Below are 22,698 nucleotides of genomic sequence, written 5' to 3'. Positions count from 1 at the left end.
CAAGGATGTCGCGGTGCACGTACACGACTCGCTCGTCGAACTGATGGGCAACACCCCGCTCGTTCGGCTGCGCAAGGTGACGGAGAACCTGCGGCCGCAGGTGCTCGCCAAGGTGGAGTACTTCAACCCGGGCGGGTCGGTGAAGGACCGCATCGCCGTCCGCATGATCGACGCGGCCGAGCGGTCCGGCGAGCTGCGTCCCGGCGGGACGATCGTCGAGCCGACCTCCGGCAACACCGGGGTGGGCCTCGCCATCGTGGCGCAGGAGCGCGGCTACCGCTGCGTCTTCGTCTGCCCCGACAAGGTCGGCAAGGACAAGATCGACGTGCTGCGCGCCTACGGCGCCGAGGTCGTCGTCTGCCCGACGGCGGTGAACCCCGAGCACCCCGACTCCTACTACTCGGTGTCCGACCGGCTCGCCGCCGAGATCCCCGGCGCGTGGAAGCCGAACCAGTACACCAACCCGAACAACCCGCGGTCGCACTACGAGACGACCGGGCCGGAGCTGTGGGAGCAGACCGAGGGCCGCATCACCCACTTCGTCGCGGGCATCGGCACCGGCGGCACCATCAGCGGCACCGGCCGGTACCTCAAGGAGGTGTCCGGCGGCCGGGTGCAGATCATCGGCGCCGACCCGGAGGGCTCGGTGTACTCGGGCGGCTCGGGGCGCCCCTACCTGACCGAGGGCGTCGGCGAGGACATCTGGCCCGAGACTTACGACCGCGACATCTGCGACGACGTGATCGCGGTGTCCGACAAGGACTCGTTCCTCATGACGCGGCGGCTCGCCCGCGAGGAGGCGCTGCTGGTCGGCGGGTCCTGCGGGATGGCGGTGGTCGCCGCCCTGCGCGTCGCCGAGCGCGCCGGCCCGGACGCGGTGGTCGTGGTGCTGCTGCCGGACGGCGGCCGCGGCTACCTCGGCAAGATCTTCAATGACGGCTGGATGGCCGACTACGGGTTCCTCACCCCGAGCACCGAGGAGGCCCGGGTCGGCGAGGTGCTCACCCGCAAGGGCGGGGGGCTGCCGGAGTTCGTGCACGTCCACCCGCACGAGAGCGTGCAGACCGCGATCTCCATCATGCGCGAGTACGAGGTGTCGCAGGTCCCGGTGATGAAGGAGGAGCCGCCGGTCATGGCCGCCGAGGTGGTCGGCTCGGTCGGCGAGAGCGACCTGCTCGACATCATGGTGAAGGGCGAGGCGAAGATGACCGAGCCCGTCGAGCTGCACATGGCGGCGCCGCTGCCGACGATCGGGTACGGCGAGCCGGTGAGCAAGGCCGTCGGCGTGCTGGAGAAGTCCGGCGCGGCCGTCGTCCTCGTGGACGGCAAGCCGAAGGGCCTCGTCACCCGGCAGGACCTGCTGGCCTTCCTGGCGTCCTCCACCGGCTGACCCGGCGCACGACGCGGCGAAGGCCCGGAGACCGTGGCGGTCTCCGGGCCTTCGTGTCTCCCCTCGCGGGGAGGGTGCCGGATCGCGGAGCCCGGCCGTGGGCGGCGTTTCGGGCCGGGCTCCGCGATCCGGCGTCTGCGGGGGCTCCTACTGGCGGAACCCGGACGGGACGAAGTCCTCCCGCGTGTCGGCGGGGCCCACCGGCTTCTGCCCCTTCTTCGGCGCGTCGCCGTGCCCCGGCCACCAGGCCCGGTGGCCCAGCAGCGCGGTCAGGCCCGGCACGAGGAAGATCGCCATGACGAAGGCCGACAGCGCGATGCCGAGCGCGATGGAGAAGCCCATCTGCTGGAGCATCGAGACCTTGGCCAGCAGCATCACCGAGAACGTGCCGGCCAGGATCAGCCCGGCCGCGGCGACCGTCGGGCCGCCGTGCTCGACCGCCAGCGCGGCGGCCTTGCGCGGCTCGTGGCCCTCCTTCGCCTCCTCGCGCAGCCGCGCGGTCATCAGGATGTTGTAGTCCGTCCCGATGGCCAGCACGAACAGGTACAGCATGATCGGCAGGTGGAAGATCTCCCCGGCCTCGCCCATCAGCCCCTGGAAGACGTACACCGCGGAGCCGAGGGTCGCGGCGAAGCCCAAGAGCACCGCCGGGACCAGGTAGATCGGGGCGACCACCGAGCGCAGCAGCAGCAGGAGGATCAGCGCGATGAGCACGCCCGCGACCGGCAGGATGACCGACAGGTCCCGGTTGACCACCCGGTTGATGTCGCTGTAGATCGCGGTCTCACCGCCCACGAACAGCTCGGTGCCCTCCGGCGTGATCTTGTGGACGGCCGGCCCGAGGTCGTTCTTCACCAGGTTGATCGAGTCGTTGTCGCGCGGGTTGCCGTTGAGCACCAGGTCGACGCGGCCGAGCGTCGGGTCCTTGCCCAGCTCGGCGGGCTGCACGCCGCCGACCCCGGGCAGCGACTTGGCCTGCTGCCCCCACGCGTCCAGCTCGGCCTTGGTGAGCGGCTGGCCGTCGGTGGAGCGGACCATGATCTGCACCGGCACGGTCTGCCCGGCCGGGAAGCCCTTCTGCAGGTCCTTGGTGGCCTGCGCGGACTCGGTGTCCTGCGGGAAGCTGGCCTGGAAGTCGTAGTCGGACTTGAAGCCCAGCGCGCCGGAGGCCAGCGCGACCAGCAGCGCGCCCGCGCCGATGGCGACCAGGGCCGGACGGGCGCCGACCATCCCGCCGAGGCGGTGCGACACGGTGGCCTTGGGCTGCTTCTTCCAGGACTTGGACGGCCAGAACACCGCCGGGCCGAGCAGCGACAGGATCGCGGGGAACAGCGTCAGCGAGGTGACGCCCATGACCAGCACACCGATGGCGAGTGACGGGCCCCACGCGGCGAAGATGCCGAACGACGCGAGCATCAGCACCAGGAACGTGACTGCGATGGCGGCCGCGGCGGAGGTGATGACCTCGCCGACCCGCTCGACCGCCGAGATGAGCGCGGTCTTGCGGTCCTCGCCGGCGCGCAGCCGCTCCCGGTAGCGGAACAGCAGGAACAGGTAGTAGTCGGCGCCGATGCCGAACAGCACGATCGTCAGGATGATCTGCAGGCTGTCGTCGCCGGAGAAGTCGAGCAGCTTGGACGCGGCGCCGATGAGGCCCATCGACACCTGCTCGGTGGCGATGATCACGATGATCGGCAGGATCGCCGCCAGCGGCGCCCGGAAGATCAGCAGGATCAGGCCGATGATCAGCACGAAGGTGGCGATGGTGATCAGCGCGAAGGACTGGGTGAAGGAGTCCTCGTTGTCGACGAACGCGGCGACCTCACCGCCGACCTTGGCCTCCAGGCCGCTGCCCAGCTCCTTCGGCAACTGGGTGCGGATGTCCTTGATGGCCTGGCTCTGATCCTGGGCCGCGCTGCCGGTCGCCTGCTCCATCGGCACGGTGATCAGCTGGATGGACTTGTTGGGCGCGACCGCCTGCGGGCTCGTCACGAAGCCCTGCACCGTCGGGTACTTCTTGGCGGTCAGGTTCTTGGCCGCCTCGGTGATTTTGGCGCTGTCCGCGGGGGTGATCTTCCCGCCGTCGGAGCGCTGCACCACGATCAGCGCGGACAGGTCGGCCTGGTCCGGGAACGCCTTCTCCGCCAGCTTGGCGGCCTGCACCGACTCGTACTTGGAGGGCAGGAACTCGCCCTGGTCCGACTCGGTGGTCAGCTTGGGGGAGAAGGCGATGATCACGACCGCGGCGGCGAGCCACGCAGCGATCGTCCACCACGGATGTCTCACGACGAAGCGCGCGAGCCGAGCGAACATGGGCTTCCTTAATCAAGGTCGTTGGGATACCTCTAAAACGGTAGAGATCGCCGGGACCGATGGGGTCACCCGCTGCGCCGAAATGGGGGCTGATACCTCCGGGGGAGTGCCTCCTCCTCGAGGAGGGGCGGCGGGTGGATAGCCTCGTACCCATGGACAACGAGGTTCAGCACGGGTTCGAGACCCTGGCCATCCACGCCGGGCAGGAGCCCGACCCCGCGACCGGCGCGGTCGTCCCGCCGATCTACCAGGTGTCGACGTACAAGCAGGACGGCATCGGCGGCCTGCGCGGGGGCTACGAGTACTCACGGTCGGCGAACCCGACCCGTACCGCACTGGAAGTATGCCTGGCCGAGATCGAGGGCGGCGCCCGAGGACTGGCGTTCGCGTCCGGGCTCGCCGCCGAGGACGCGCTGCTGCGCACGGTGTGCCGGCCCGGCGACCACGTCCTCATCCCGGACGACGCCTACGGCGGCACCTACCGGCTGTTCGCGAAGGTCGCCGAACCCTGGGGCCTCGCGTACGACCCGGTGCCGCTCGGCGACATCGCCGCGGTCCGGGCCGCGGTGCGCCCCGAAACGAAGATCATCTGGGTGGAGACGCCGACGAACCCGCTGCTCGGCATCGCCGACATCGCGGCGCTCGCCGCGGTCGCGCACGACGCGGGCGCGCTGCTCGTCGTCGACAACACCTTCGCCTCCCCGTACCTCCAGCGCCCGCTGGACCTCGGCGCGGACGCCGTCGTCCACTCGACCACGAAGTACATCGGAGGGCACTCCGACGTCGTCGGCGGCGCCCTCATCGCGGCCGACCCGGAGCTCGGCGAGCGGTTCGCGTTCCACCAGAACGCCATGGGGGCCGTCGCGGGGCCGTTCGACTCCTGGCTCACGCTGCGCGGCATCAAGACCCTCGGCGTGCGGATGGACCGGCACTGCGCCAACGCCGAGCGGATCGTCGAGATGCTGACCCGGCACCCGGCCGTCCGGGAGGTCCTCTACCCGGGGCTGCCCTCGCACCCCGGCCACGACGTCGCCGCCAAGCAGATGAAGGCGTTCGGCGGCATGGTCTCGTTCCGGATGGAGTCGGAGGAGGCCGCCGTCCGGGTGTGCGAGCGGACGAAGCTGTTCACGCTCGGCGAGTCGCTCGGCGGCGTCGAGTCGCTGATCGAGCACCCGGGCCGGATGACGCACGCCTCGGCCGCCGGGTCGCCGCTGGAAGTGCCCGCCGACCTGGTGCGTCTCTCCGTCGGGATCGAGGACGTGCACGATCTGCGGCGCGATCTGGAGCAGGCGCTCGGCTGAACGCCGGCTGAGAGTCCGGCGGAGGTTTCCGCCCGAACTTGATCAAAGCATCTATACTCGGCGCGCCAGGTTCGTAGAGGAGGGGCCCGGGGTGCGGAAAGTACTGGTGTGTGGGGCGGCGTTCGCCGCGATGTGCGTCTCCGCCGTCGCGATCCCGGGGGGCGCCCATGCGAACGCCCCGGCGCCGACACCGTCCGCGGACGTCCCGTCGGTGCCGCCGGGCACGCCCTCCGCGGGCACCGGCACCGGCGCCCCGGGGAGCGCGCCGCCGTCGTCCCCGTCCGGGGCGCCCACCGAGGGCAGTGCCGCGGGCGCCCCGGACGGGGAGCCCGACGGCGCCACCGTCACCGCGCACGCGGTCATGGTCACCCCGGAGCTGCCGAAGTTCCGCACCTACGCCTACGGCACCGACCCCGCGCAGAAGATCGACGCGTACTGGCGGGAGAAGGGCGCGGACGCCGGGGCGCGCCCGGTCGTGCTGTTCCTGCACGGCGGCTACTGGCTGAGCGGCGACAAGGGCGGCGGCTGGAAGTACGTCGCGCGGCGGCTGACCGAGGAGGGGTTCGTCGTCCTGTCGGCGAACTACCGGCTCGCCCCGCGGGCGCACTGGCCCGCGCAGCGGGACGACGCGCTGTCCGCCGTCGCCTTCATCCGCAAGCACGCCCGGCTGTGGAACGCCGACCCGTCCCGCGTCGCGGTCATGGGCTCGTCCGCCGGCGGGCAGCTCGCGACCCAGCTCGGCACGCTCGGCACGGGCACCGAACGGGTCAAGGCCGTCGTCGCGCTGTCGCCGCCGAACAACCCGTACCTCGCCTTCAAGGACGGCGCGAAGCCCACCGCCACCGCCACCCAGCGCAAGCTGCGGCGGGCCGTGGTCGCCCTCCTGGGCTGCACGCCCGGCGCCGTGCCCGGCTCCGGTGTCGAGGCCGGGACGGAGGCCGGCACGGGCGAGGGGACCGGCGACGAGCCCGGCACCCCCACGGACTGCTGGCCGCTGGTGGACGACTCCAGCACGCTGACGCACGTCTCGCGCGGCGACGCGCCGATGCTGCTGATGCACGGCTCCGGAGACTTCGTCCCCATCACGCAGAGCACCGGGCTGGCGGCCGCGCTGCAGGCGAGCGGGGTGAAGACCACGGTGAAGACGGTCGACGGCCGGCTCCACGCCTCGCAGCTGCTGACCGACCCGGAGACCTACCCGACGATCGTGAGCTGGCTGAAGGCCCGCCTGCAGAAGTAGTCCCGGCCGGGCCGGGACGTCGCGGCGGTCAGCGGCGGCCGCGGCGCACCCGGAGGTAGTCGCTGACGACGTACTCGCCGAGCCGGTCGGCGTCGGGCGCGAACACCCGGCCGCCGTTGCGCCGCGCGACCTCCTCCACGAACGACACGAGCCGCCGGTCCTCGGCGAGCATGAAGAAGTTCATCCCGGCGCCGCGCCGGGTCATCTTGTCGACCTCGGCGAGGGTCAGCACGAGCGTGTCGGTGGACGGCGGGTAGTCGAACAGCGAGCGGCCGTCCGGGCGCAGGTGCGCGGTCGGCTCCCCGTCGGTGACGACGAGGACGATCGGCTCGAAGTCGGGGTGCCGGTCCAGATGCCGCCCCGCGATCATCAGCGCGTGGTGCAGGTTCGTGCCCTGCACCATGTCCCAGTCGAGGCCCGCCATCTCCTCCGGGTGCAGCACCCGCGCGTAGTTGGAGAACCCGATGATCTGGATCGCGTCCTGCGGGAACTTGCTGGTCACGAGCGTGTGCAGGGCGAGCGTGGTCTGCTTGGCGACCGCCCACGTCCCGCGCAGCACCATCGAGTACGACAGGTCGACCAGCAGGCACACGGCCGCGCCGGTGCGCCGCTCGGTCTCGTGCACCTCGAAGTCGTCGACGCTCAGCCGGACCCCGTTCGGCCGCGCTCCGCTGCCGCCGGCGCCGGTGATCTCGGCGACGTCGGCGGTGCCCGGCTGTACCAGGCCCGGCTCGGCCAGGCCCGGTCCGGCCGGCCCGGGTTCGGCGAGCCCCGGTTCGGTGACCCGGGCCGTGGCCGCCGGGCGGGTCACGAGGCCGGGACCGCGCTCCATGGCGCTGCGCCGGATCGCGTTGCTCACCGTCCGGACGACGTCGAGGGGCTGCTCGTCGCCGAACCGCCACTCCCGGCTCGCGCCGGTCAGCTCGCCCGCCTGGCCCGCGTCGCGCTGGTCGTGGTCGCCGGGCCGCCCGGAGGCGAGCTGGGAGAACACCCGGCGCAGCGCGGTCTCACCGAGGCGGCGCACCGCCTTCGGGGTGAGCTCCAGCTTGCCGCGGTTGCGGCGCAGGTAGCCCTGCCGCTCCAGCTCCTTCTCGATGCGGCGCAGCGCGTCCAGGTCGTCGACCGCCTGCCGGCCGAGCGCCCGCCGGACGGCGTCCTCGTCGATGTCGTCGAGCCGCGCGCCGGGGTAGTCCTGGCCGAGCGCCGCCTCCAGCTCGCTCAGGTCGGCGAGCTCCGCGAGCGCGGTGGTGGCGTCGCCCATGCCGAGCGGGGCGTCGCCGGTCATCTGCTCGGACTGCCCCCAGCCGAGGTCGGGGCGGCGGGCTCGCAGCGCGTCGCCGAGCCGGGCCATCTCCATCGCGAGGCCCGCGTCCTGCATGGCCTGCTCCATCAGCCCGGCCAGCTCGGCGCGCTGCTCGGGGCTGAGCGAGGCGAGCAGCCGGTCCATCGCGGCGGCGCGGCGGGCCAGAGAGTCGACCAGCTCCTCCAGGTTCCGCGGCCGGTCGGGGAACATGTCGCCGTACCGCTCCATGAAGCGGTCGAAGTCCTCCTGGGTGTGCTCGCCGCGGGCGTCGCGGTCGAGCATCCCGTTGAGCTCGGCCATCATGTCCTTGACCCGCTGCATGGCCTCCGGGTCCTGGTGCTCCAGGGCCTGCTTCATGCCCTGGAACTGCGCGTCCAGCACCTCGCGGCGCAGCAGGTCCTTCAGCTGCTCGAAGGTCTGGCGGGCCGCGTCGGACCGCCACTCGTAGCCGGACAGCCGCCGGATCGCCTGCGCGGTGTCGGACGGCAGCGTGTCCAGCTCCGCCTCGCGCAGCCGCGCCTCGTCGCTCGGGTCGGGGAACAGCTCGGCCCGCTCCTGCCCGATCGCGGTGTCGAGCAGCGCGCGCGCCTGCTCCAGGGTGCCGTCGAGGCGGCCCCGGTCGCGCAGCGCGCGGCGCCGCTCCCGCACCTGGCGGAGCAGGTCGTCGAGCCCGCGGCGGTTCCGCGCCCCCGGCAGGCCGCGGCGCAGCAGCTCGCGCAGCGCGTCGTCGGCGCGGGTGCCCTCCAGCACCGAGTCGCCCAGCGCGTCCAGGGCGTCGCGGACGTCGTAGGGCGGGGCGAGCGGGTCGGGCCCGTCCTCGTAGGCCCCGTAGCGGTATCGGCTCATCGATGTTCCTAACGCGTGGAGGCCGGGCGAGCGGTCGGACGGGTCGCGGGCGCGCCGGTCGCTGTCGGACGGGTCGCGGGCACGGGGTTCAGGTCCGGTAGGTGGCCGTCCCGTCGGACCGGCCCTCGGCGACGTCCTTGGACAGCCTGCGGGTGAGGAACAGCCCCTCCAGGGCGAACTCCAGCGCGGCCGCGGCCTGCCCCGGGGACTCCCCGCTGAGGCCGAGCCGCTCCATGATCTTGGCGAGGCCGGGGACCTGGCCGACGCGGCGCAGCAGCTCCGCCGCCGGCACCAGCTCGCCCGACTCGACGCGCTCGCCGGAGTCGAACTTGTCGAGCAGGCCGGACAGGTCGGCGGCGCCGAGCGTCCGCCGGTAGGTCTCGGCGATCGCGCGGCGCAGCAGGTGCTCCAGCACCTCCTGCTCGCGGCCCTCCTCGCTGACCTCGAACTCGACCTTGCCCATCAGCGACGGGACGACCGCGGGCAGGTCGCAGACCCGCGCGACGGCGTGCTCCTCGCCGGTGAGCGCGGCGCGGCGCACCGCGCCCGCGGCGACGGTCTCCGCGCCCGCGAGCGCGAACCGCGCCGACACGCCCGACCGCGCGTCCACCGCCGTCGACTCCCGGACGAGCCGGGTGAACCGGCCGATCACCTCGATCAGGTGGTCGGGCACCTCGGCGGGCAGCCCGGCGAGGTCGGCGAAGTCGGACTCCTGCCTGATCAGCGCGAGCTCGGCGTCCAGTTCGAGGGGGTAGTGGGTGCGGATCTCGGCGCCGAAGCGGTCCTTCAGCGGGGTGATGATGCGGCCGCGGTTGGTGTAGTCCTCGGGGTTGGCGGAGGCGACGAGCAGCACGTCCAGCGGCAGCCGCAGCGCGTAGCCGCGGATCTGGACGTCGCGCTCCTCCAGCACGTTGAGCAGCGCGACCTGGATGCGCTCGGCGAGGTCGGGCAGCTCGTTGATGGAGAAGACGCCGCGGTTGGTGCGCGGGACGAGCCCGAAGTGCACGGTCTCGGGGTCGCCGAGGGTGCGGCCCTCGGCCACCTTGATCGGGTCGACGTCGCCGATGAGGTCGCCGACGCTGGTGTCGGGGGTGGCGAGCTTCTCGCCGTACCGGTCGTCGCGGTGCAGCCACTCCACCGGCAGCTCGTCGCCGAGTTCGGCGGCGAGGCGGCGGCAGCGCACGCAGACCGGCGCGTACGGGTGGTCGTTGATCTCGCAGCCGGCCACCACCGGGGTCCACTCGTCCAGCAGCCCGGCCAGGGTGCGGATCAGCCGCGTCTTGCCCTGGCCGCGCTCGCCCAGCAGGACCAGGTCGTGCCCGGCGAGCAGGGCGCGCTCCAGATGCGGGAGGACGGTGTCGTCGAACCCCAGGATGCCGGGGAAGCGCGGTTCGCCGGATCGCAGCCGGTCGAGCAGGTTGCGGCGGATCTCGGCCTTCACGGAGAGCTGGACGTGGCCGCCGGCGCGCAGCTCGCCCAGTGTTGTCCCAGAGGGAGTGGTTTCACGGGTGGATGGACGCACGAGATCGACACTACGTCGCGGTCGCCGGGACTCGCACCCTCGCCCCGCGGATTCCCGCCGGAGCCCGGGACGGCCCGCCGGAGCGCGGGACCGCCCGCCGGGACGCCCGGAACCGCGCTGGAGAGCGGCCCCCGGGTCCGCTTGCGGAATCGTCCGCCATGACCGTCCCGCGGTGTTTGGGTGGACGGCGCGCCGCGGGGGAGACTGGGAGTGTGAACGGAGCCGGTGAATGCGGTGAGGGAGGCGGCGCCGATGGCGCGATTCGGTGATGGCCTGGCCCTCGGACCCGATCTGTCCAGCGCCGCCGTGTCGGCGGTCGAGCAGGCGCTCGCCCCGCTGAGCGCGGCGCCCGACCTGGTGTGCGTGTTCGTCACCGGGGACGATCCGGACGAGATCGAGGCGGCGGTCGCGGCCGCGGAGCGGGCGGCGGGGCCCACGATGCTGCTCGGGTGCAGCGCGTCCGGAGTGATCGGCGCCGGGCGCGGGGTGGAGGAGCGCGGCGCGGTCAGCGCCTGGGCGGCGGTGCTGCCGGGCGCCAGGCTCGACGCGTTCCGGCTGGAGACCCTCAAGGCCGACGACCGCCTCGTGGTGGTCGGCATGCCGGAGGGGCGGGACGACGACGTCGTCGGCGTCCTGCTGGCCGACCCCTACAGCTTCCCGGTGGACGCGTTCGTGGAGCGCTCCGACGAGGCGCTGCCCGGCCTGCCGCTGGTCGGCGGGCTCGCCGAGGGCGGCGGCCCCGGCGACGGCGGGCAGGGCGACGCGCGGCTCTTCGTCGGCGGCGACGTCTACCGGGACGGCGCGGTCGGCGTGGTGATCGGCGGATCCGTCGCCGCCGCCACCGTGGTCAGCCAGGGCGCCCGCCCGATCGGGCCCGACATGGTGGTGACCAAGGCCGAGGAGAACGTCCTCTACGAGCTGGCGGGCGTGCCCGCGCTGGAGAAGCTGGAGCAGATCGTCCTCGGGCTCCCGGAGGAGGAGCAGGAGCTCGCCGGGCGCGGGCTGCTGATCGGCGTCGCGATGGACGAGTACGCCGACGAGCACGAGCACGGCGACTTCCTCGTCCGCGGCGTGGTGGGCGCCGACCCCGACAGCGGCGCCATCGCGATCGGCGACGTGGTCGACGTGGGGCGCACCGTCCGGTTCCAGGTCCGGGACGCGGGCGCCGCCGAGGAGGACCTGGCGGCGCTGCTGGAGCGGTTCGACCTGTCGCCGGTCGAGGGCGCGCTGCTGTTCTCCTGCAACGGGCGCGGGCAGGCGATGTTCCCCGACTCCGACCACGACGCGAAGGTCCTCGACCGCGCGTTCGGCCCGGCCGGGGTGGGCGGGTTCTTCGCCGCCGGCGAGATCGGCCCGGTCTCGGGACGCAACCACGTGCACGGCTTCACCGCGTCCATCCTGGCGTTCGGCCGGGCGGGCGACCGGCCGGGGGACCCCATGGAGGACGTCCGATGAGCACGGACCCCGCCCCGGCGGCCGACCCCGCCCCCGCGATGGACCCCGTCCTCGCGATCGACATAGGCGGGACGAAGCTCGCCGCCGCCCTCGTCGATCCGGACGGGCGCGTCACCGCCCACGACCGCGCCCCGACCCCGAACGCGCCGGGCGTGGACGGCGAGGAGCTGTGGCGGGCGCTGGACGCCCTGCTCGGCAAGCTCGTCGCCGGGGCCGGGAACCCGGCGCTCGCGGGCGTCGGCGTCGGCTGTGGCGGCCCGATGACCTGGCCCGCCGCCGAGGTGTCCCCGCTGAACATCCCGGCGTGGCGGGGGTTCCCGCTGCGCGAGCGGCTGCGCGAACGGCACCCGGGGCTGCCCGTCCGCGTCCACAACGACGCGATCTGCGTGGCGGTCGGCGAGCACTGGCTCGGCGCCGGGCGCGGGTACGGCAACGTCCTCGGGATGGTGGTGTCCACGGGCGTCGGCGGCGGGCTGATCCTGGACGGCCACCTGGTCGACGGGGCCAGCGGCAACGCCGGGCACATCGGGCACGTCGTCGTCGAGCCGGACGGGCCGCCGTGCGCCTGCGGCGGCCGCGGCTGCCTGGAGGCGATCGCGCGCGGCCCCGGCCTGGTCGCCTGGGCGCGGGAGCAGGGCTGGCGGCCCGGCGACGGCGCCGCCACTGGCGTGGAGCTGGCCGCCGACGCGCGCCGCGGCGACCCGGTCGCCGGGGCCGCGATGCGGCGCGCCGGGCGCGCCATCGGGATCGCGCTCGCGTCCGCGACGCACCTGTGCGACCTGGAGATCGCCGCGATCGGCGGCGGCCTCTCCCAGGCGGGGCCGCTGCTGTTCGACCCGATGCGGGAGGCGTTCGCGGCGCACGCCCGGATGGAGTTCGCGGCCCGCGCCCGGATCGTCCCGGCGGCCCTCGGCCAGACCGCGGGGCTCGTCGGCGCCGCCGCGCTGGTCCACGCTCAAGATCGTTACTGGAGTGCCGACTGAGTTCCGCGGGGTGCGAGGATCTACCAATGACCTCCGTCAGCGTCGACGACGTCCGCGCCGCCCGCGAGCTGCTGCGCGCGGTGGCCGTCCCCACCCCCCTCATCCCCTCCCGGGTCCTGTCGGAGCAGCTCGGCGGGCCCGTGCTGCTGAAGTGCGAGAACCTGCAGCGCACCGGCTCGTTCAAGATCCGCGGCGCGTACGTGCGGATCGCCCGGCTGAGCGAGGCCGAGCGGGCGGGCGGCGTCGTGGCGGCGAGCGCCGGCAACCACGCGCAGGGCGTCGCGCTCGCCGCGTCCATGCTCGGCTGCAAGGCCACCGTGTTCATGCCGACCGGCGCCCCGCTGCCCAAGATCGCCGCGACCCGGGGCTACGGCGCCGAGGTCGAGTTCCCCGGCCCGACGGTCGACGACTGCCTCGTCGCCGCGCAGAAGTACGCCGAGGAGTGCGGCGCGGTGTTCATCCACCCCTTCGACCATCCCGACGTCGTCGCCGGGCAGGGCACGATCGGGCTGGAGGTCCTGGAGCAGTGCCCGGCCGCCCGCACCATCGTGGCGCCGGTGGGCGGCGGGGGGCTGCTGTCCGGCGTCGCCGCGGCGGCCAAGGGCGTGCTGAAGGAGGCCGGCGGCCGCGAAGTCAAGATCATCGGCGCGCAGGCCAAGCGCGCGGCGGCGTTCCCGCCCTCGCTGGCCGCCGGGCGGCCCGTCCCGGTCGAGGTCGAGCCGACGATGGCGGACGGGATCGCGGTCGGCCGGCCCGGCGACCTCACCTACGACCTGTTCACCGGCCTCGTGGACGCCGTCGTCACGGTGACCGAGGAGTCGATCTCGCAGGCGCTGCTGCTCTGCCTCGAACGCGCCAAGCAGGTCGTCGAGCCGGCCGGCGCGGCGGGCGTCGCCGCGATGCTGGAGCACATGTACGCGTTCGAGCCGCCGGTCGTGGTGCTGCTGTCCGGCGGCAACATCGACCCGCTGCTGCTGTCGAAGGTGCTGCGGCACGGCCTCGCCGGCACCGGGCGGTACCTCGTCGTCCGCTGCCGGCTCAAGGACCGTCCCGGCGCCCTCGTGACGCTGCTGAGCGAGCTCGCCGAACTGGGCGTCAACGTCCTGGACGTGATGCACGAGCGCGTCGCCGCCCGGCTGCACGTCGAGGAGGCCGAGGTGCTCATGCACCTGGAGACGCGAGGGGCCGACCACTCCGAAGACGTGATCGGCCGCCTGCGCGAGAAGGGCTACACGCTCACCCTGAGCTGACCCCGGCCCCTTGAGCGCGGCTCACAGGGAGGGCTTGCCCTCGGAGTAGAGCCACGCCTTGGCCCAGCCGTCCAGGTTCTTGTGGGAGAGTCGCTCGGCGAAGCGGACGAACTCCGCCGTGGAGGCGTTGCCGTACCGGTGGGCGGCGGGCCACGCCTTCAGCAGCCGGAAGAAGTCGCCGTCGCCGATGGTCGTGCGCAGCACGTGCACCGCCATCGCCCCGCGGTCGTAGACGAGGCCGTCGAAGATGTGGTCGCGGCCCGGGTCGGCGACCTTGCCCTTCCACAGGCCGTCGTCCGCAGGGGTCGCGTACACGCCGTCGAAGTTCTGCTGGACGGGCGTGCCCTCCGCGTGCTCGGCCCACAGCCACTCGGCGTAGGTGGCGAAGCCCTCGTTCAGCCAGATGTCGGCCCACTTCGCCGGTGACACCGCGTCGCCGAACCACTGGTGGCCCAGCTCGTGCGCGAGCAGGCTGCCGCTCGGGATGCTGCCGGGACGGCGCCCCAGGTCGTACACGGGGCGGCCCTGCGTCTCCAGCGCGTAGCCGACACCCGCCTTGACGACGATCCCGCCCGTCGAGGTGAACGGGTAGCGCCCGAAGCGCGCCGACTCGAAGTCGGTGACCTCGGCGGTCTGGTCGTGGAACTTCTTCGCGTCCGCCGGCTTGATCGCCATGGCCCGATCGGTGGCCGTCAGGTTCGGGACGCGCGCGCCCGTCCGGCCCTTGAGCACGTCGTACTTGCCGATCGCGAGCATGGCCAGCTCGCTGGCCATCGGGTTGCGGACGTCCCACCGGGTGGTCGTCCAGCCGCCCTTGGTCCTGGTGCTGCGCAGGTCGCCGTTGGCGAGCGTCGTGAGGCCCTCGGGCGCCGACAGGGTGAACGTGTACGTCGCCTTGTCGGTCGGGTGGTCGTTCACCGGGTAGACGGTGGCGGCGCCGAACGGCTGGTTCAGCATCACGGCGCCGTCGGGCGTCGGCACCCAGCCGGACGTGCCCAGCGTCGGGTCGTCGATCGTCTGCGGGACGCCCGAGTACGCGACGGTCACGGTGAAGTGCCGGTGCTTGCGCAGCCCCTTGCGCGGCGTGACGACCAGCTCCTGGGCGCCGGTCCGGGTGAAGGACGCCTTCTGCCCGTCCACCGTCAGCGACGAGATCTTCAGCGGGCCGAGGAAGTCCAGGTCGAACCGGGACAGGTCCTGCGTCGCCGCCGCCTTGATCTTCGTGACGGCCTGGATCCCCTTCGTGGCGGGGTCGTACCGCAGGCCGATGTCGTAGTGGGCGACGTCGTAGCCGCCGTTGCCCATGTCCGGGAAGTAGGGGTCGCCGGCGCCGGGCGCGCCCGGCGTGAAGCGCGCGGGCGCGGCGCCCGCGGGCGCCGCGGTCACCGCGAGGCTCGCGGCGACGGCCAGCGACACGGCGGCCAGGGCTCGTGGAGTTCTGCTCATCGACCTCGTCCTCGCTCACCTCGGTAAGCCGTCACTAGCGTGATCAAGACTTTCTCGCGAGGTGGGCCGGGACAAGCGCGATTTGGTATCGAATTCGCCTGATCATGGCCGATCCCGTGGCCGGGACCGGCCGCTCACTTCGCCGGGCGGCCCTTCTTGTACAGCCACTCGTCGAAGAACCCGTCGAGCTTCTTGCCCGACACGCGGTTCGCCAGCGCGACGAACTGCTTCGTCGTCCCGCCCGAGTGCGCCCGCTCCTTCGTCCACGCCTGAAGGATCTTGTAGAAGACGTCCTCGCCGACCCGGCCGCGCAGCGCGACCAGCGCCATGCCGCCCCGGTCGTACACCGACCGGCCGAACATCTGCTTGCGGCCCGGGTTGCCCGGCGGGACGTTCCACAGCTCCTGCCCGCCGAGGCCGCCGTAGGCCTCGTCGAAGTGCTGCTGGACGGTCTGACCGCCGGTCTTCTCGTCCCACAGCCACTCGGCGTAGGTCGCGAAGCCCTCGTTCAGCCAGATGTCCTGCCAGCGGGTGACGCTGACACTGTCGCCGAACCACTGGTGCGCCAGCTCATGCGCGACGATCGTCGGCTGCAGCCCGAACGCCCCGTACACCGGGCGGGTCTGCGTCTCCAGCGCGAAGCCGACCTCGGCGTCGTCGATCAGGCCGCCGGTGGAGGAGAACGGGTAGGGGCCGAAGAGCTTCGACCACTCGTCGGTGATGTCGCCGTTGAGCTTGTGGAACTGGTCGATGCTGACGCCGGTCAGCGTCGGGTCGACCGCGGTGATGACGGGGATCCCGCCGGCCGTCTTGCCCGTCCGCACCGCGAACCGGCCGACGTCCACGGTCGCGAGGTAGGTGGCCATCGGCTTGGTGACGCGCCACTTCGACGTGGTCATCGCGCGCTTGGACGCGGTCGTCGCGCTCTTGGCCGTGCCGTGCCGGGAGACGGGTTCGATGCCCGGACCGCCGCCGGTGCCGCCGCCCGAGCCGGGGCTGGTCGGCGGTACGGCGGGCGCCGTGGGGGCGCCGGGCCCGCCCGGGCCGCCGTCCGTGCTCGCGGGCGGCGTCTCGGGATCGCCGTTCGCGATCGCCGTCAGCCCCTGCGGCACGGTGATCTCGAAGTCGAAGGTGGCCTTGTCGCTCGGGTGGTCGTTGCTCGGGAACCAGGTGTGCGCGCCGCTCGGCTGGCACGCCACGAACACCCCGTCCCGGGTGCGGATCCAGCCGTAGGTGCCGAGCACCGGGTCCTTCGTCGGCTCCGGCGTGCCCGAGTACTCGACGACCGTGGTGAACTCCGCGCCCTTCTCCAGCGGCTTGGCCGGGGTGACCTCCAGCTCCTCGCCGCCGCGCTGGTGCCGCGCGGCCGCCCCGTCGACCTTGATGGACGCGACGTCCAGGCCGGTGAGGTCGAGGTTGAAGCGGGCGAGGCGCTCGGTCGCCGTCGCGGTGATCGTCGCGGTGCCGGTGAGCTGCTTCGGCCCGTCCGGGACGATGGTGAGCTTCAGCCCGTAGTGCTTGACGTCGTACCCGCCGTTGCCGTCGCCCGGCACGTAGGCGTCGCCGGCGGTCGTCGGGCCCGCCGGCCCGGTCACGGAGCCCTTCGGCGAGCCGCCGGACCCTCCCGGGTCGTCGTCGCCGCCGAAGGGGCCCTGGCAGGCTGCGGTCAGCGACCCCGCGACGGCGAGGGCGGCCAGTCCCGCGGCACCGCGGACGGCCCGCGACCCGTGAGGGCGGGGACTGGGGGAGTTTCCGGCCGTATGCACTCGCACAGCCTGCCCGTAGCGAAGCCCGCCGGGCAACTCGGACGCCCGCTTCCGGCCCCGGTCAGCGGAAGTCGTACGGGTTGGGCGCGTGCGGCTCGGCCTTGACGACGACGGTGTGCGCCACCTTGCAGTGGAGCGCCTGCTTGCGCCGGTCGAACAGGATCCACAGGATGTCGATGAGCCCGATGCAGCCGCAGACGCCGCCCAGCACGCTGTAGAAGGCCGAGCGTCCGAGCGCCTGGCCGTTGGTGATGGCCATGCCGTCGTCGTCGCGGACGACGCGGATCCGCAGCAGCATCTTGCCGAGCGTCTGCCCCCACTTGGCGTGCATCAGCCAGAAGTAGAGGAACGCGATCACGACGCTGACGGCGTTCGTCCCGACCTGGGCGCCGTTGTAGAAGGACGTGCCGGGCTCCGGGTCGACGACGCGGTCCCAGTCGATGAACGGGATGGAGATGAGGCCCGCCACGATCCCCACGATGATGAGGTCGAGGATGCCCGCGCCGAGGCGCGCCCACCGGCTCGCCAGCTCGGCCGTCGGTGCCCCGTAGCCGCCCCCGCCGTAACCGGGCACGCTCCCGTACCCGGCCTGGCCCCCGTAGGGCTGCTGCTGCCCGTAGGACGGCTGGCCATAGGGCTGCTGCCCGTACTGCTGCTCACCGTAGGGCTGCTGCTGGCCGTAGCCGGGTTGCTGGCCGTAGCCGGGTTGCCCCTGGCCCTGCTGCCCCCAACCCTGCTGCTCCTCGCCGGGGCCCTGCTGCTCCCCGTACGGTGGCCGCCCTTCCTGAGGATGGTCCCCGTACCGCGGGAGGCCGCCGTAGGGACCCCCTTCGTACGGTCCCGGCCGTCCGGGCTCCTCGTGTCCCTGCGGCCGGTCGTCCTCCGGCCCTCCCCCGGACGCGGGGTCTCTCGGCGGTTGCGTCATGCCGACAGCGTGGCCGCGCGACCGCCGTCCAAACATCGTCGCGTCCGGGAGCGCCCGAAATGTTCACCCGCAGATGATCAAATCTTGCCGGGAGGCCGCTCGTACGGGTTCGGCGTCCACGGTGTCGCCTTCATGACGACCGTCCCGCCGACCTTGTCGTGCAGGCTCTGCCGCCGCTCGTCCCACAGGATCCAGGCGTTGTCGAGCAGCCCGAAGAGGCCGAGGATCCCCGCGGCCGGGGACAGGAAGTTGAGCACCAGCGTGACGATGGCGACGGCGTAGACGAAGCCCTGCCGCGCGAAGGCCTGGCCCCAGGTGATCGCTGACCGGTCGTCCGCCTTCACCACCCTGATGCCGAACGCCTTCTTGCCGAGCGTCTGCCCCCACTTGCGGTGCAGGACGGTGTAGTAGGCGAAGCCCGCCACGAAGACGATCGCGTACCCGCCCAGCAGCACCGGGATGTTGTAGAGGTCCATCGGGTCCGAGATCGGCTCGCCGGAGTCGACGGACTCCCGCATCTTGTCCCAGCGGATGGCGGCCAGGGCGGCGGGCATGGCGAGGATGCCGAGCAGGATGTTGTCCAGGATGCCCGCGCCGAGCCGCGCGAGGCGTCCGGCGAGCTGGTCCTGGGGGCCGCCGGGGGCGCCGTAGCCGGGCAGGGGCGGCGCCTGCGGGAGCGGCCCGCCGGGTCCGCCCGGCCCGTAGCCGGGGTGGGGCTGGCCGTAGCCGGGCTGGGGCTGCCCGGGGCCGGGCGCCGCCGGGTCGGGCGGTGCGAAGCCGCCCGCCGGAGGAGGCGGGGCCGCGCCGGGCTGGGCGCCGTACGTGCCCTGGTAGGGCGGCGGGCGCTCGGGCGAGGGGGGAGTATCCGCCGACTGCGCCTCCTGGGCGCCCTGAGAGGGGTTCTCCTCGTCCGAGGGCTGGGGGTTCTGTGGTGGTTCGCTCATGCCCCCACAGTGTGCACGCCCCTGGTCACGTCAGGGACACCGCGCGGGGTCCGGGCCACCGAAGAGGCCCGGACCCCCGGGTCCGGAGCGGGCGTCACAGGTTGCCGCGGCGCTCCTGCTCCCGCTCGATCGCCTCGAACAGCGCCTTGAAGTTGCCCTTGCCGAAGCCCAGCGAGCCGTGCCGCTCGATCAGCTCGAAGAAGACGGTCGGACGGTCCTGGACGGGCTTGGTGAAGATCTGCAGGAGATAGCCGTCCTCGTCGCGGTCCACCAGGATGCGGCGCTTCTGCAGTTCCTCGATCGGCACCCGCACCTCGCCGATCCGCTCGCGCAGCGCGGGGTCCTCGTAGTAGGAGTCCGGGCTGTCCAGGAACTCCACGCCCGCGGCGCGCATCCGGTCGACCGAGGCGAGGATGTCGTTGGTGGCGAGCGCGATGTGCTGCACACCCGGCCCGCCGTAGAACTCCAGGTACTCGTCGATCTGCGACTTGCGCCTGCTCTCCGCCGGCTCGTTCAGCGGGAACTTCACCTTGCGGGTGCCGTCCGCGACGACCTTGGACATCAGCGCCGAGTACTCGGTCGCGATGTCGTCGCCGACGAACTCCGCCATGTCGGTGAAGCCCATGACGCGGTGGTAGTAGTCGGCCCACTCGTCCATGCGCTCGACGTTGCCGACGCAGTGGTCGATGGCCTGGAAGAAGCGCTTCTCCGGCGGCGCGACGATCGGGTCCGAGGCGGCGAAGCCGGGCAGGTAGGGGCCGGTGTAGTTGGAGCGGTCGACCAGCGAGTGCCGGGTCTCGCCGTAGGTGGCGATCGCCGCGATCGTCACCTTGCCGTGGTCGTCCTCGAGGACGTGCGGCTCCTCCAGCCCGGTGGCGCCCTTGGCGAGCGCGTGCCGGTACGCGTGCTCGACGTCGGGGACCTCGATCGCGAGGTCGACGATCCCGTCGCCGTGCGCGGCGATGTGCCGGCCGATCTCCGTGCCCGCCTTCACCGGGCCGCGGAACACGAACCGGGCGCCACCGGACTCCAGCACGTGCACCGCCTCGTCGGGGCTGCCGTTCTCCGGGCCCCGGTAGGCGACCCTGCGCATCCCGAACGCGGTCGAGTAGTAGTGGGCGGCCTGTTTGGCGTTGCCGACGGCGAAGACGACGGCGTCCATACCCTTGACCGGAAACTCATCCATGCCACCCAATCTCGACATACGTCTACAAGGTGCGCAAGAGTGGCGCGGATCACTGGACAAACTGTACAGTGACCTCCGGATTCGACCGGTATTTCTGTGCAGGGTGACCACGGTCACGGACGACGGGAGGCACGGTGGCGATCGACGAGCTGGACGCCCGCCTGATCGAGATGTTCACCGCCGAGCCGCGTGTCGGCGTGCTGGAGGCGTCCCGGCGGCTCGGCGTCGCGCGCGGCACCGTCCAGGCGCGGCTGGACCGGCTGGCCAGGGACGGAGTCGTGGCCGGCTTCGGCCCGGAGATCGACCCGGCGGCGCTCGGCTACGGCGTCACCGCGTTCGTCACCCTGCAGTTGCGCCAGGCCGGCGGGCACGACCCCGTGGCGGCCCGGCTCGCGCAGGTCCCCGAGGTGATCGAGGCGCACACCATCACCGGTCCCGGCGACATGCTGTGCCGCATCGTCGCCCGCAGCAACACCGACCTGCAGCGCGTCATCGACGTGATCGTGGACGTCGCCGGCGTCGAGCGCGCCTCCTCGGTGATCTCCCTGGCCACCCAGATCCCCTACCGGACGCTGCCCCTGGTGAAGGCGGCGTCCGAGCGGCGCGGCTAGCTAGCGCGCCTGCGGCAACGAAAAAACCGCCGGACGGGTCGCTCCGTCCGGCGGCTCTCACCTCGGCATCAGGCTCCGGGGGTCACACGCCCCCGTACGGCGTCGCGTCGAGGATCTCGACGCTCATGGAGCGCCCGTTCGGCAGGGTGTAGGTGGCCTTCTCGCCGACCTTCTTGCCGTCGATGGCGGCCCCGAGGGGCGACTTGGGCGAGTAGACGTCGATGGGGGCGCCGACCTCCTCGCGGGAGGCGAGCAGGAAGGTGACCTCCTCGTCGTCCCCCTCGAAGGAGACCGTGACGGTCATGCCGGGGCCCACGACGCCCTCCGTGCGCGGGGCCTCGCCCACGCGCGCGTTCTCCAGGATGCTCTGGAGCTGGAGGATGCGGCCCTCGATCTTGCCCTGTTCCTCCTTGGCCGCGTGGTAGCCGCCGTTCTCGCGCAGGTCGCCCTCCTCCCGCGCCGCCTCGATCTTCTGAGCGATCTCGATGCGGCCCGGGCCCGACAGGTGGTCCAGCTCGCTCTTGAGCCGGTCGTACGCCTCCTGGGTGAGCCAGGTGACGTTGTCAGCGCGGGTCTCGGTCACGGGTACTCCTCATCCACATGTTGCGATCCTCACCCGCCCACGCGGGTGGGTGTCACATCGACATGAAGTGCGGCCGGGTGAAACCTCTAGCCTATCCGGTGTGTGCGGGTAAAGGTTCCCTGAACTCGGCGTCCGCAATCCGCCAATCGCGGTTCACCATGGGCCCGGCGCGTCCCTGGTCCGGCGGCCCGTCCCGGCGGGGTCATTCCTTGACGCAGTCGTGGATCCGGGCCCCGGTGGCCCGCCGCGGCGTCGCCAGCGTCTCCGTCCCCTTGACGCCGGACTTCCCGGCCGGCGCGGAGACCTTCGTCTCCGCCAGGATCACGAAGTCGGAGTCGTAGGCGTCGACCGTGCAGTGGACCGCCTCGCCCTTCCGCTTGGCCACCGTGTAGTTGATCGTCACCGAGGTGTCGGTGATGTCGTAGGAGACGGTCTGCGGGACGATCCCCGGAGTCTGCCCGGCGTGCAGGGCGAGAATCCCCATGCCCACCGCCATCAGCGTCGCCAGGATCCCGGCGACCACCATTCCGGCCCGCCCGCGACGGGGCTCCGCCGGGGCCGCGGGTTTCGACACGCTCGTCGTCATGGCGGGGAATCTCCGTGCGGTGTGCGGACGTTGTCAGGGACAATTCTCGTCTGTGCTGGCGCATGCCTCGAACCGGGGGGCCGCCAAGAGTTCGGAGAGGGAGATCCCCAACGTGTCCGAGGTCATCGACGGTACGACGCTGGACCGGCCCCGCCGCGGCGACGGGCCGCTGCGCCTCATGGCGGTGCACGCCCATCCCGACGACGAGTCCAGCAAGGGCGCGGCCACGATGGCGAAGTACGTCGCCGACGGCGTCGAGGTGCTGGTCGTCACCTGCACCGGCGGCGAGCGCGGCGACATCCTGAACCCGGCGATGGACCGGCCGGAGATCAAGGCCGACATCGGCAAGGTCCGCGAGGCCGAGATGGCGGCGGCCCGCGAGATCCTGGGCGTCCGGCAGCGCTGGCTCGGCTTCGTCGACTCCGGCTTCCCCGAGGGCGACCCGCTGCCCCCGCTTCCCGAAGGCTGCTTCGCGCTGGAGCCGCTGGAGACCGCCGCCGAGCCGCTGGTGCGCGCCGTCCGCGACTTCCGCCCCCACGTGATGCTCACCTACGACGAGAAGGGCGGCTACCCCCACCCCGACCACGTGAAGTGCCACGAGGTGTCGGTGGAGGCGTTCGAGGCGGCCGGCGACCCGGAGCGCTACCCCGAGGCGGGCGAGCCCTGGCAGCCGCTCAAGCTCTACTACCACATGACCTTCAGCAAGGACCGCATCCTCGCCCTGCACACGGCGATGGAGAAGGCCGGTCTCGAGTCGCCCTACGCCGACTGGCTGAAGCGCTTCGAGGACGGCGACGACAGCCGCGCCACGTGGGAGGTCACCACCCGCGTCGAGTGCGCAGACTACTTCGAGACCCGGGACCGCGCCCTGCTCGCCCACGCCACGCAGATCGACCCCAACGGGTTCTGGTTCGTCGTGCCGATGGACGTCCAGCGCGAGGCATGGCCCACTGAGGACTACCATTTGGCCAGGTCCCTCGTCGACACCGAGGTGCCGGAGGACGACCTGTTCGCCGGCATCCGGGAGAAGGTGCATCTCTAATGCCTC

General features: G+C 72.6%; 18 protein-coding genes. 8 read left to right on the top strand and 10 right to left on the bottom strand.

The genetic code is table 11. The features are described from left to right. Positions 1 to 13: 13 nt before the first annotated feature. Positions 14 to 1,390, top strand: coding sequence for a cystathionine beta-synthase (locus tag CHF16_RS09625; RefSeq protein ID WP_089325570.1), 1,377 nt, complete (start codon positions 14 to 16; stop codon positions 1,388 to 1,390). Between the two features lie 147 nt (positions 1,391 to 1,537). Here CHF16_RS09625 and CHF16_RS09620 read toward each other — a convergent pair whose 3' ends face one another. After that, positions 1,538 to 3,703, bottom strand: coding sequence for an MMPL family transporter (locus tag CHF16_RS09620; protein ID WP_089325569.1), 2,166 nt, complete (start codon positions 3,701 to 3,703; stop codon positions 1,538 to 1,540). 152 nt (positions 3,704 to 3,855) lie between these two features. On the opposite strand from CHF16_RS09620, the gene CHF16_RS09615 reads away from it, so the two are divergent. Beyond that, complete coding sequence (locus tag CHF16_RS09615; protein ID WP_089325568.1) at positions 3,856 to 5,004, top strand: cystathionine gamma-synthase; 1,149 nt, start codon at positions 3,856 to 3,858, stop codon at positions 5,002 to 5,004. Between the two features lie 91 nt (positions 5,005 to 5,095). After that, entirely contained in the window at positions 5,096 to 6,244 is a 1,149-nt protein-coding gene (locus tag CHF16_RS09610; RefSeq protein ID WP_245868312.1) for an alpha/beta hydrolase, read from the top strand. 28 nt (positions 6,245 to 6,272) lie between these two features. Here the strand turns inward: CHF16_RS09610 and CHF16_RS41300 are convergent, their stop codons facing one another. Continuing rightward, a complete protein-coding gene (locus CHF16_RS41300; protein ID WP_089325567.1) occupies positions 6,273 to 8,393 on the bottom strand; it encodes a vWA domain-containing protein in 2,121 nt (706 codons plus the stop codon). An 88-nt stretch (positions 8,394 to 8,481) separates the two neighbouring features. Beyond that, the gene (locus tag CHF16_RS09600) at positions 8,482 to 9,915 is read right to left on the bottom strand and encodes a sigma 54-interacting transcriptional regulator (RefSeq protein ID WP_179271455.1); all 1,434 of its coding nucleotides are present in this window, start codon (positions 9,913 to 9,915) and stop codon (positions 8,482 to 8,484) included. Between the two features lie 252 nt (positions 9,916 to 10,167). Between CHF16_RS09600 and CHF16_RS09595 the strand changes: the two genes are divergently transcribed. Genes CHF16_RS09595 through ilvA form a run of 3 tightly spaced genes read left to right on the top strand, consistent with a single transcriptional unit; the run spans position 10,168 to position 13,603 of the window. Next, entirely contained in the window at positions 10,168 to 11,370 is a 1,203-nt protein-coding gene (locus CHF16_RS09595; RefSeq protein ID WP_089325566.1) for an FIST signal transduction protein, read from the top strand. Beyond that, on the top strand, positions 11,367 to 12,353 hold the full coding sequence (locus tag CHF16_RS09590) for an ROK family protein (RefSeq protein ID WP_245868311.1): 987 nt from the start codon (positions 11,367 to 11,369) through the stop codon (positions 12,351 to 12,353). Before CHF16_RS09595 ends, CHF16_RS09590 begins: the two co-directional genes overlap by 4 nt. 26 nt (positions 12,354 to 12,379) lie before the next feature. Then, positions 12,380 to 13,603, top strand: a complete 1,224-nt coding sequence (gene ilvA, locus CHF16_RS09585; protein WP_089325565.1) for a threonine ammonia-lyase — start codon at positions 12,380 to 12,382, stop codon at positions 13,601 to 13,603. 21 nt (positions 13,604 to 13,624) lie between these two features. On the opposite strand, the gene CHF16_RS09580 is transcribed toward ilvA, so the two are convergent. From CHF16_RS09580 to hppD, 5 genes are all read right to left on the bottom strand, one after another. Further along, the gene (locus CHF16_RS09580) at positions 13,625 to 15,049 is read right to left on the bottom strand and encodes a M1 family metallopeptidase (protein ID WP_089325564.1); all 1,425 of its coding nucleotides are present in this window, start codon (positions 15,047 to 15,049) and stop codon (positions 13,625 to 13,627) included. A gap of 134 nt (positions 15,050 to 15,183) precedes the next feature. Beyond that, complete coding sequence (locus tag CHF16_RS09575; protein WP_245868310.1) at positions 15,184 to 16,815, bottom strand: M1 family metallopeptidase; 1,632 nt, start codon at positions 16,813 to 16,815, stop codon at positions 15,184 to 15,186. A 61-nt stretch (positions 16,816 to 16,876) separates the two neighbouring features. Next, a complete protein-coding gene (locus tag CHF16_RS09570) occupies positions 16,877 to 17,740 on the bottom strand; it encodes an RDD family protein (RefSeq protein ID WP_089325563.1) in 864 nt (287 codons plus the stop codon). 77 nt (positions 17,741 to 17,817) lie between these two features. Next, a complete protein-coding gene (locus tag CHF16_RS09565; protein WP_089325562.1) occupies positions 17,818 to 18,684 on the bottom strand; it encodes an RDD family protein in 867 nt (288 codons plus the stop codon). A gap of 94 nt (positions 18,685 to 18,778) precedes the next feature. Next, entirely contained in the window at positions 18,779 to 19,870 is a 1,092-nt protein-coding gene (gene hppD / locus CHF16_RS09560) for a 4-hydroxyphenylpyruvate dioxygenase (RefSeq protein WP_179271454.1), read from the bottom strand. A 134-nt stretch (positions 19,871 to 20,004) separates the two neighbouring features. Between hppD and CHF16_RS09555 the strand changes: the two genes are divergently transcribed. Further along, positions 20,005 to 20,481 carry an Lrp/AsnC family transcriptional regulator gene (locus tag CHF16_RS09555; protein WP_089325560.1) on the top strand — a complete coding sequence of 159 codons (477 nt, stop codon included), beginning with the start codon at positions 20,005 to 20,007 and terminating at the stop codon, positions 20,479 to 20,481. Between the two features lie 82 nt (positions 20,482 to 20,563). Here CHF16_RS09555 and greA read toward each other — a convergent pair whose 3' ends face one another. Together greA and CHF16_RS09545 are read right to left on the bottom strand one after the other, a co-directional pair. Then, complete coding sequence (gene greA, locus CHF16_RS09550; RefSeq protein WP_089325559.1) at positions 20,564 to 21,064, bottom strand: transcription elongation factor GreA; 501 nt, start codon at positions 21,062 to 21,064, stop codon at positions 20,564 to 20,566. Positions 21,065 to 21,266: 202 nt separating this feature from the next. Continuing rightward, complete coding sequence (locus tag CHF16_RS09545; protein ID WP_089325558.1) at positions 21,267 to 21,650, bottom strand: DUF4307 domain-containing protein; 384 nt, start codon at positions 21,648 to 21,650, stop codon at positions 21,267 to 21,269. Between the two features lie 178 nt (positions 21,651 to 21,828). Between CHF16_RS09545 and mca the strand changes: the two genes are divergently transcribed. Beyond that, positions 21,829 to 22,692 (top strand): mycothiol conjugate amidase Mca, encoded by an 864-nt coding sequence (gene mca, locus CHF16_RS09540; RefSeq protein WP_089325610.1) that lies wholly within the window; start codon positions 21,829 to 21,831, stop codon positions 22,690 to 22,692. Positions 22,693 to 22,698: the final 6 nt, after the last annotated feature.

The sequence above is a fragment of the Actinomadura meyerae genome (assembly GCF_900188445.1).
GTDB classification, from domain to species: Bacteria; Actinomycetota; Actinomycetes; order Streptosporangiales; family Streptosporangiaceae; genus Spirillospora; species Spirillospora meyerae.
Note: the sequence above shows the minus strand (reverse complement) of the source record. Positions and strands in the feature narration are given on the sequence as shown.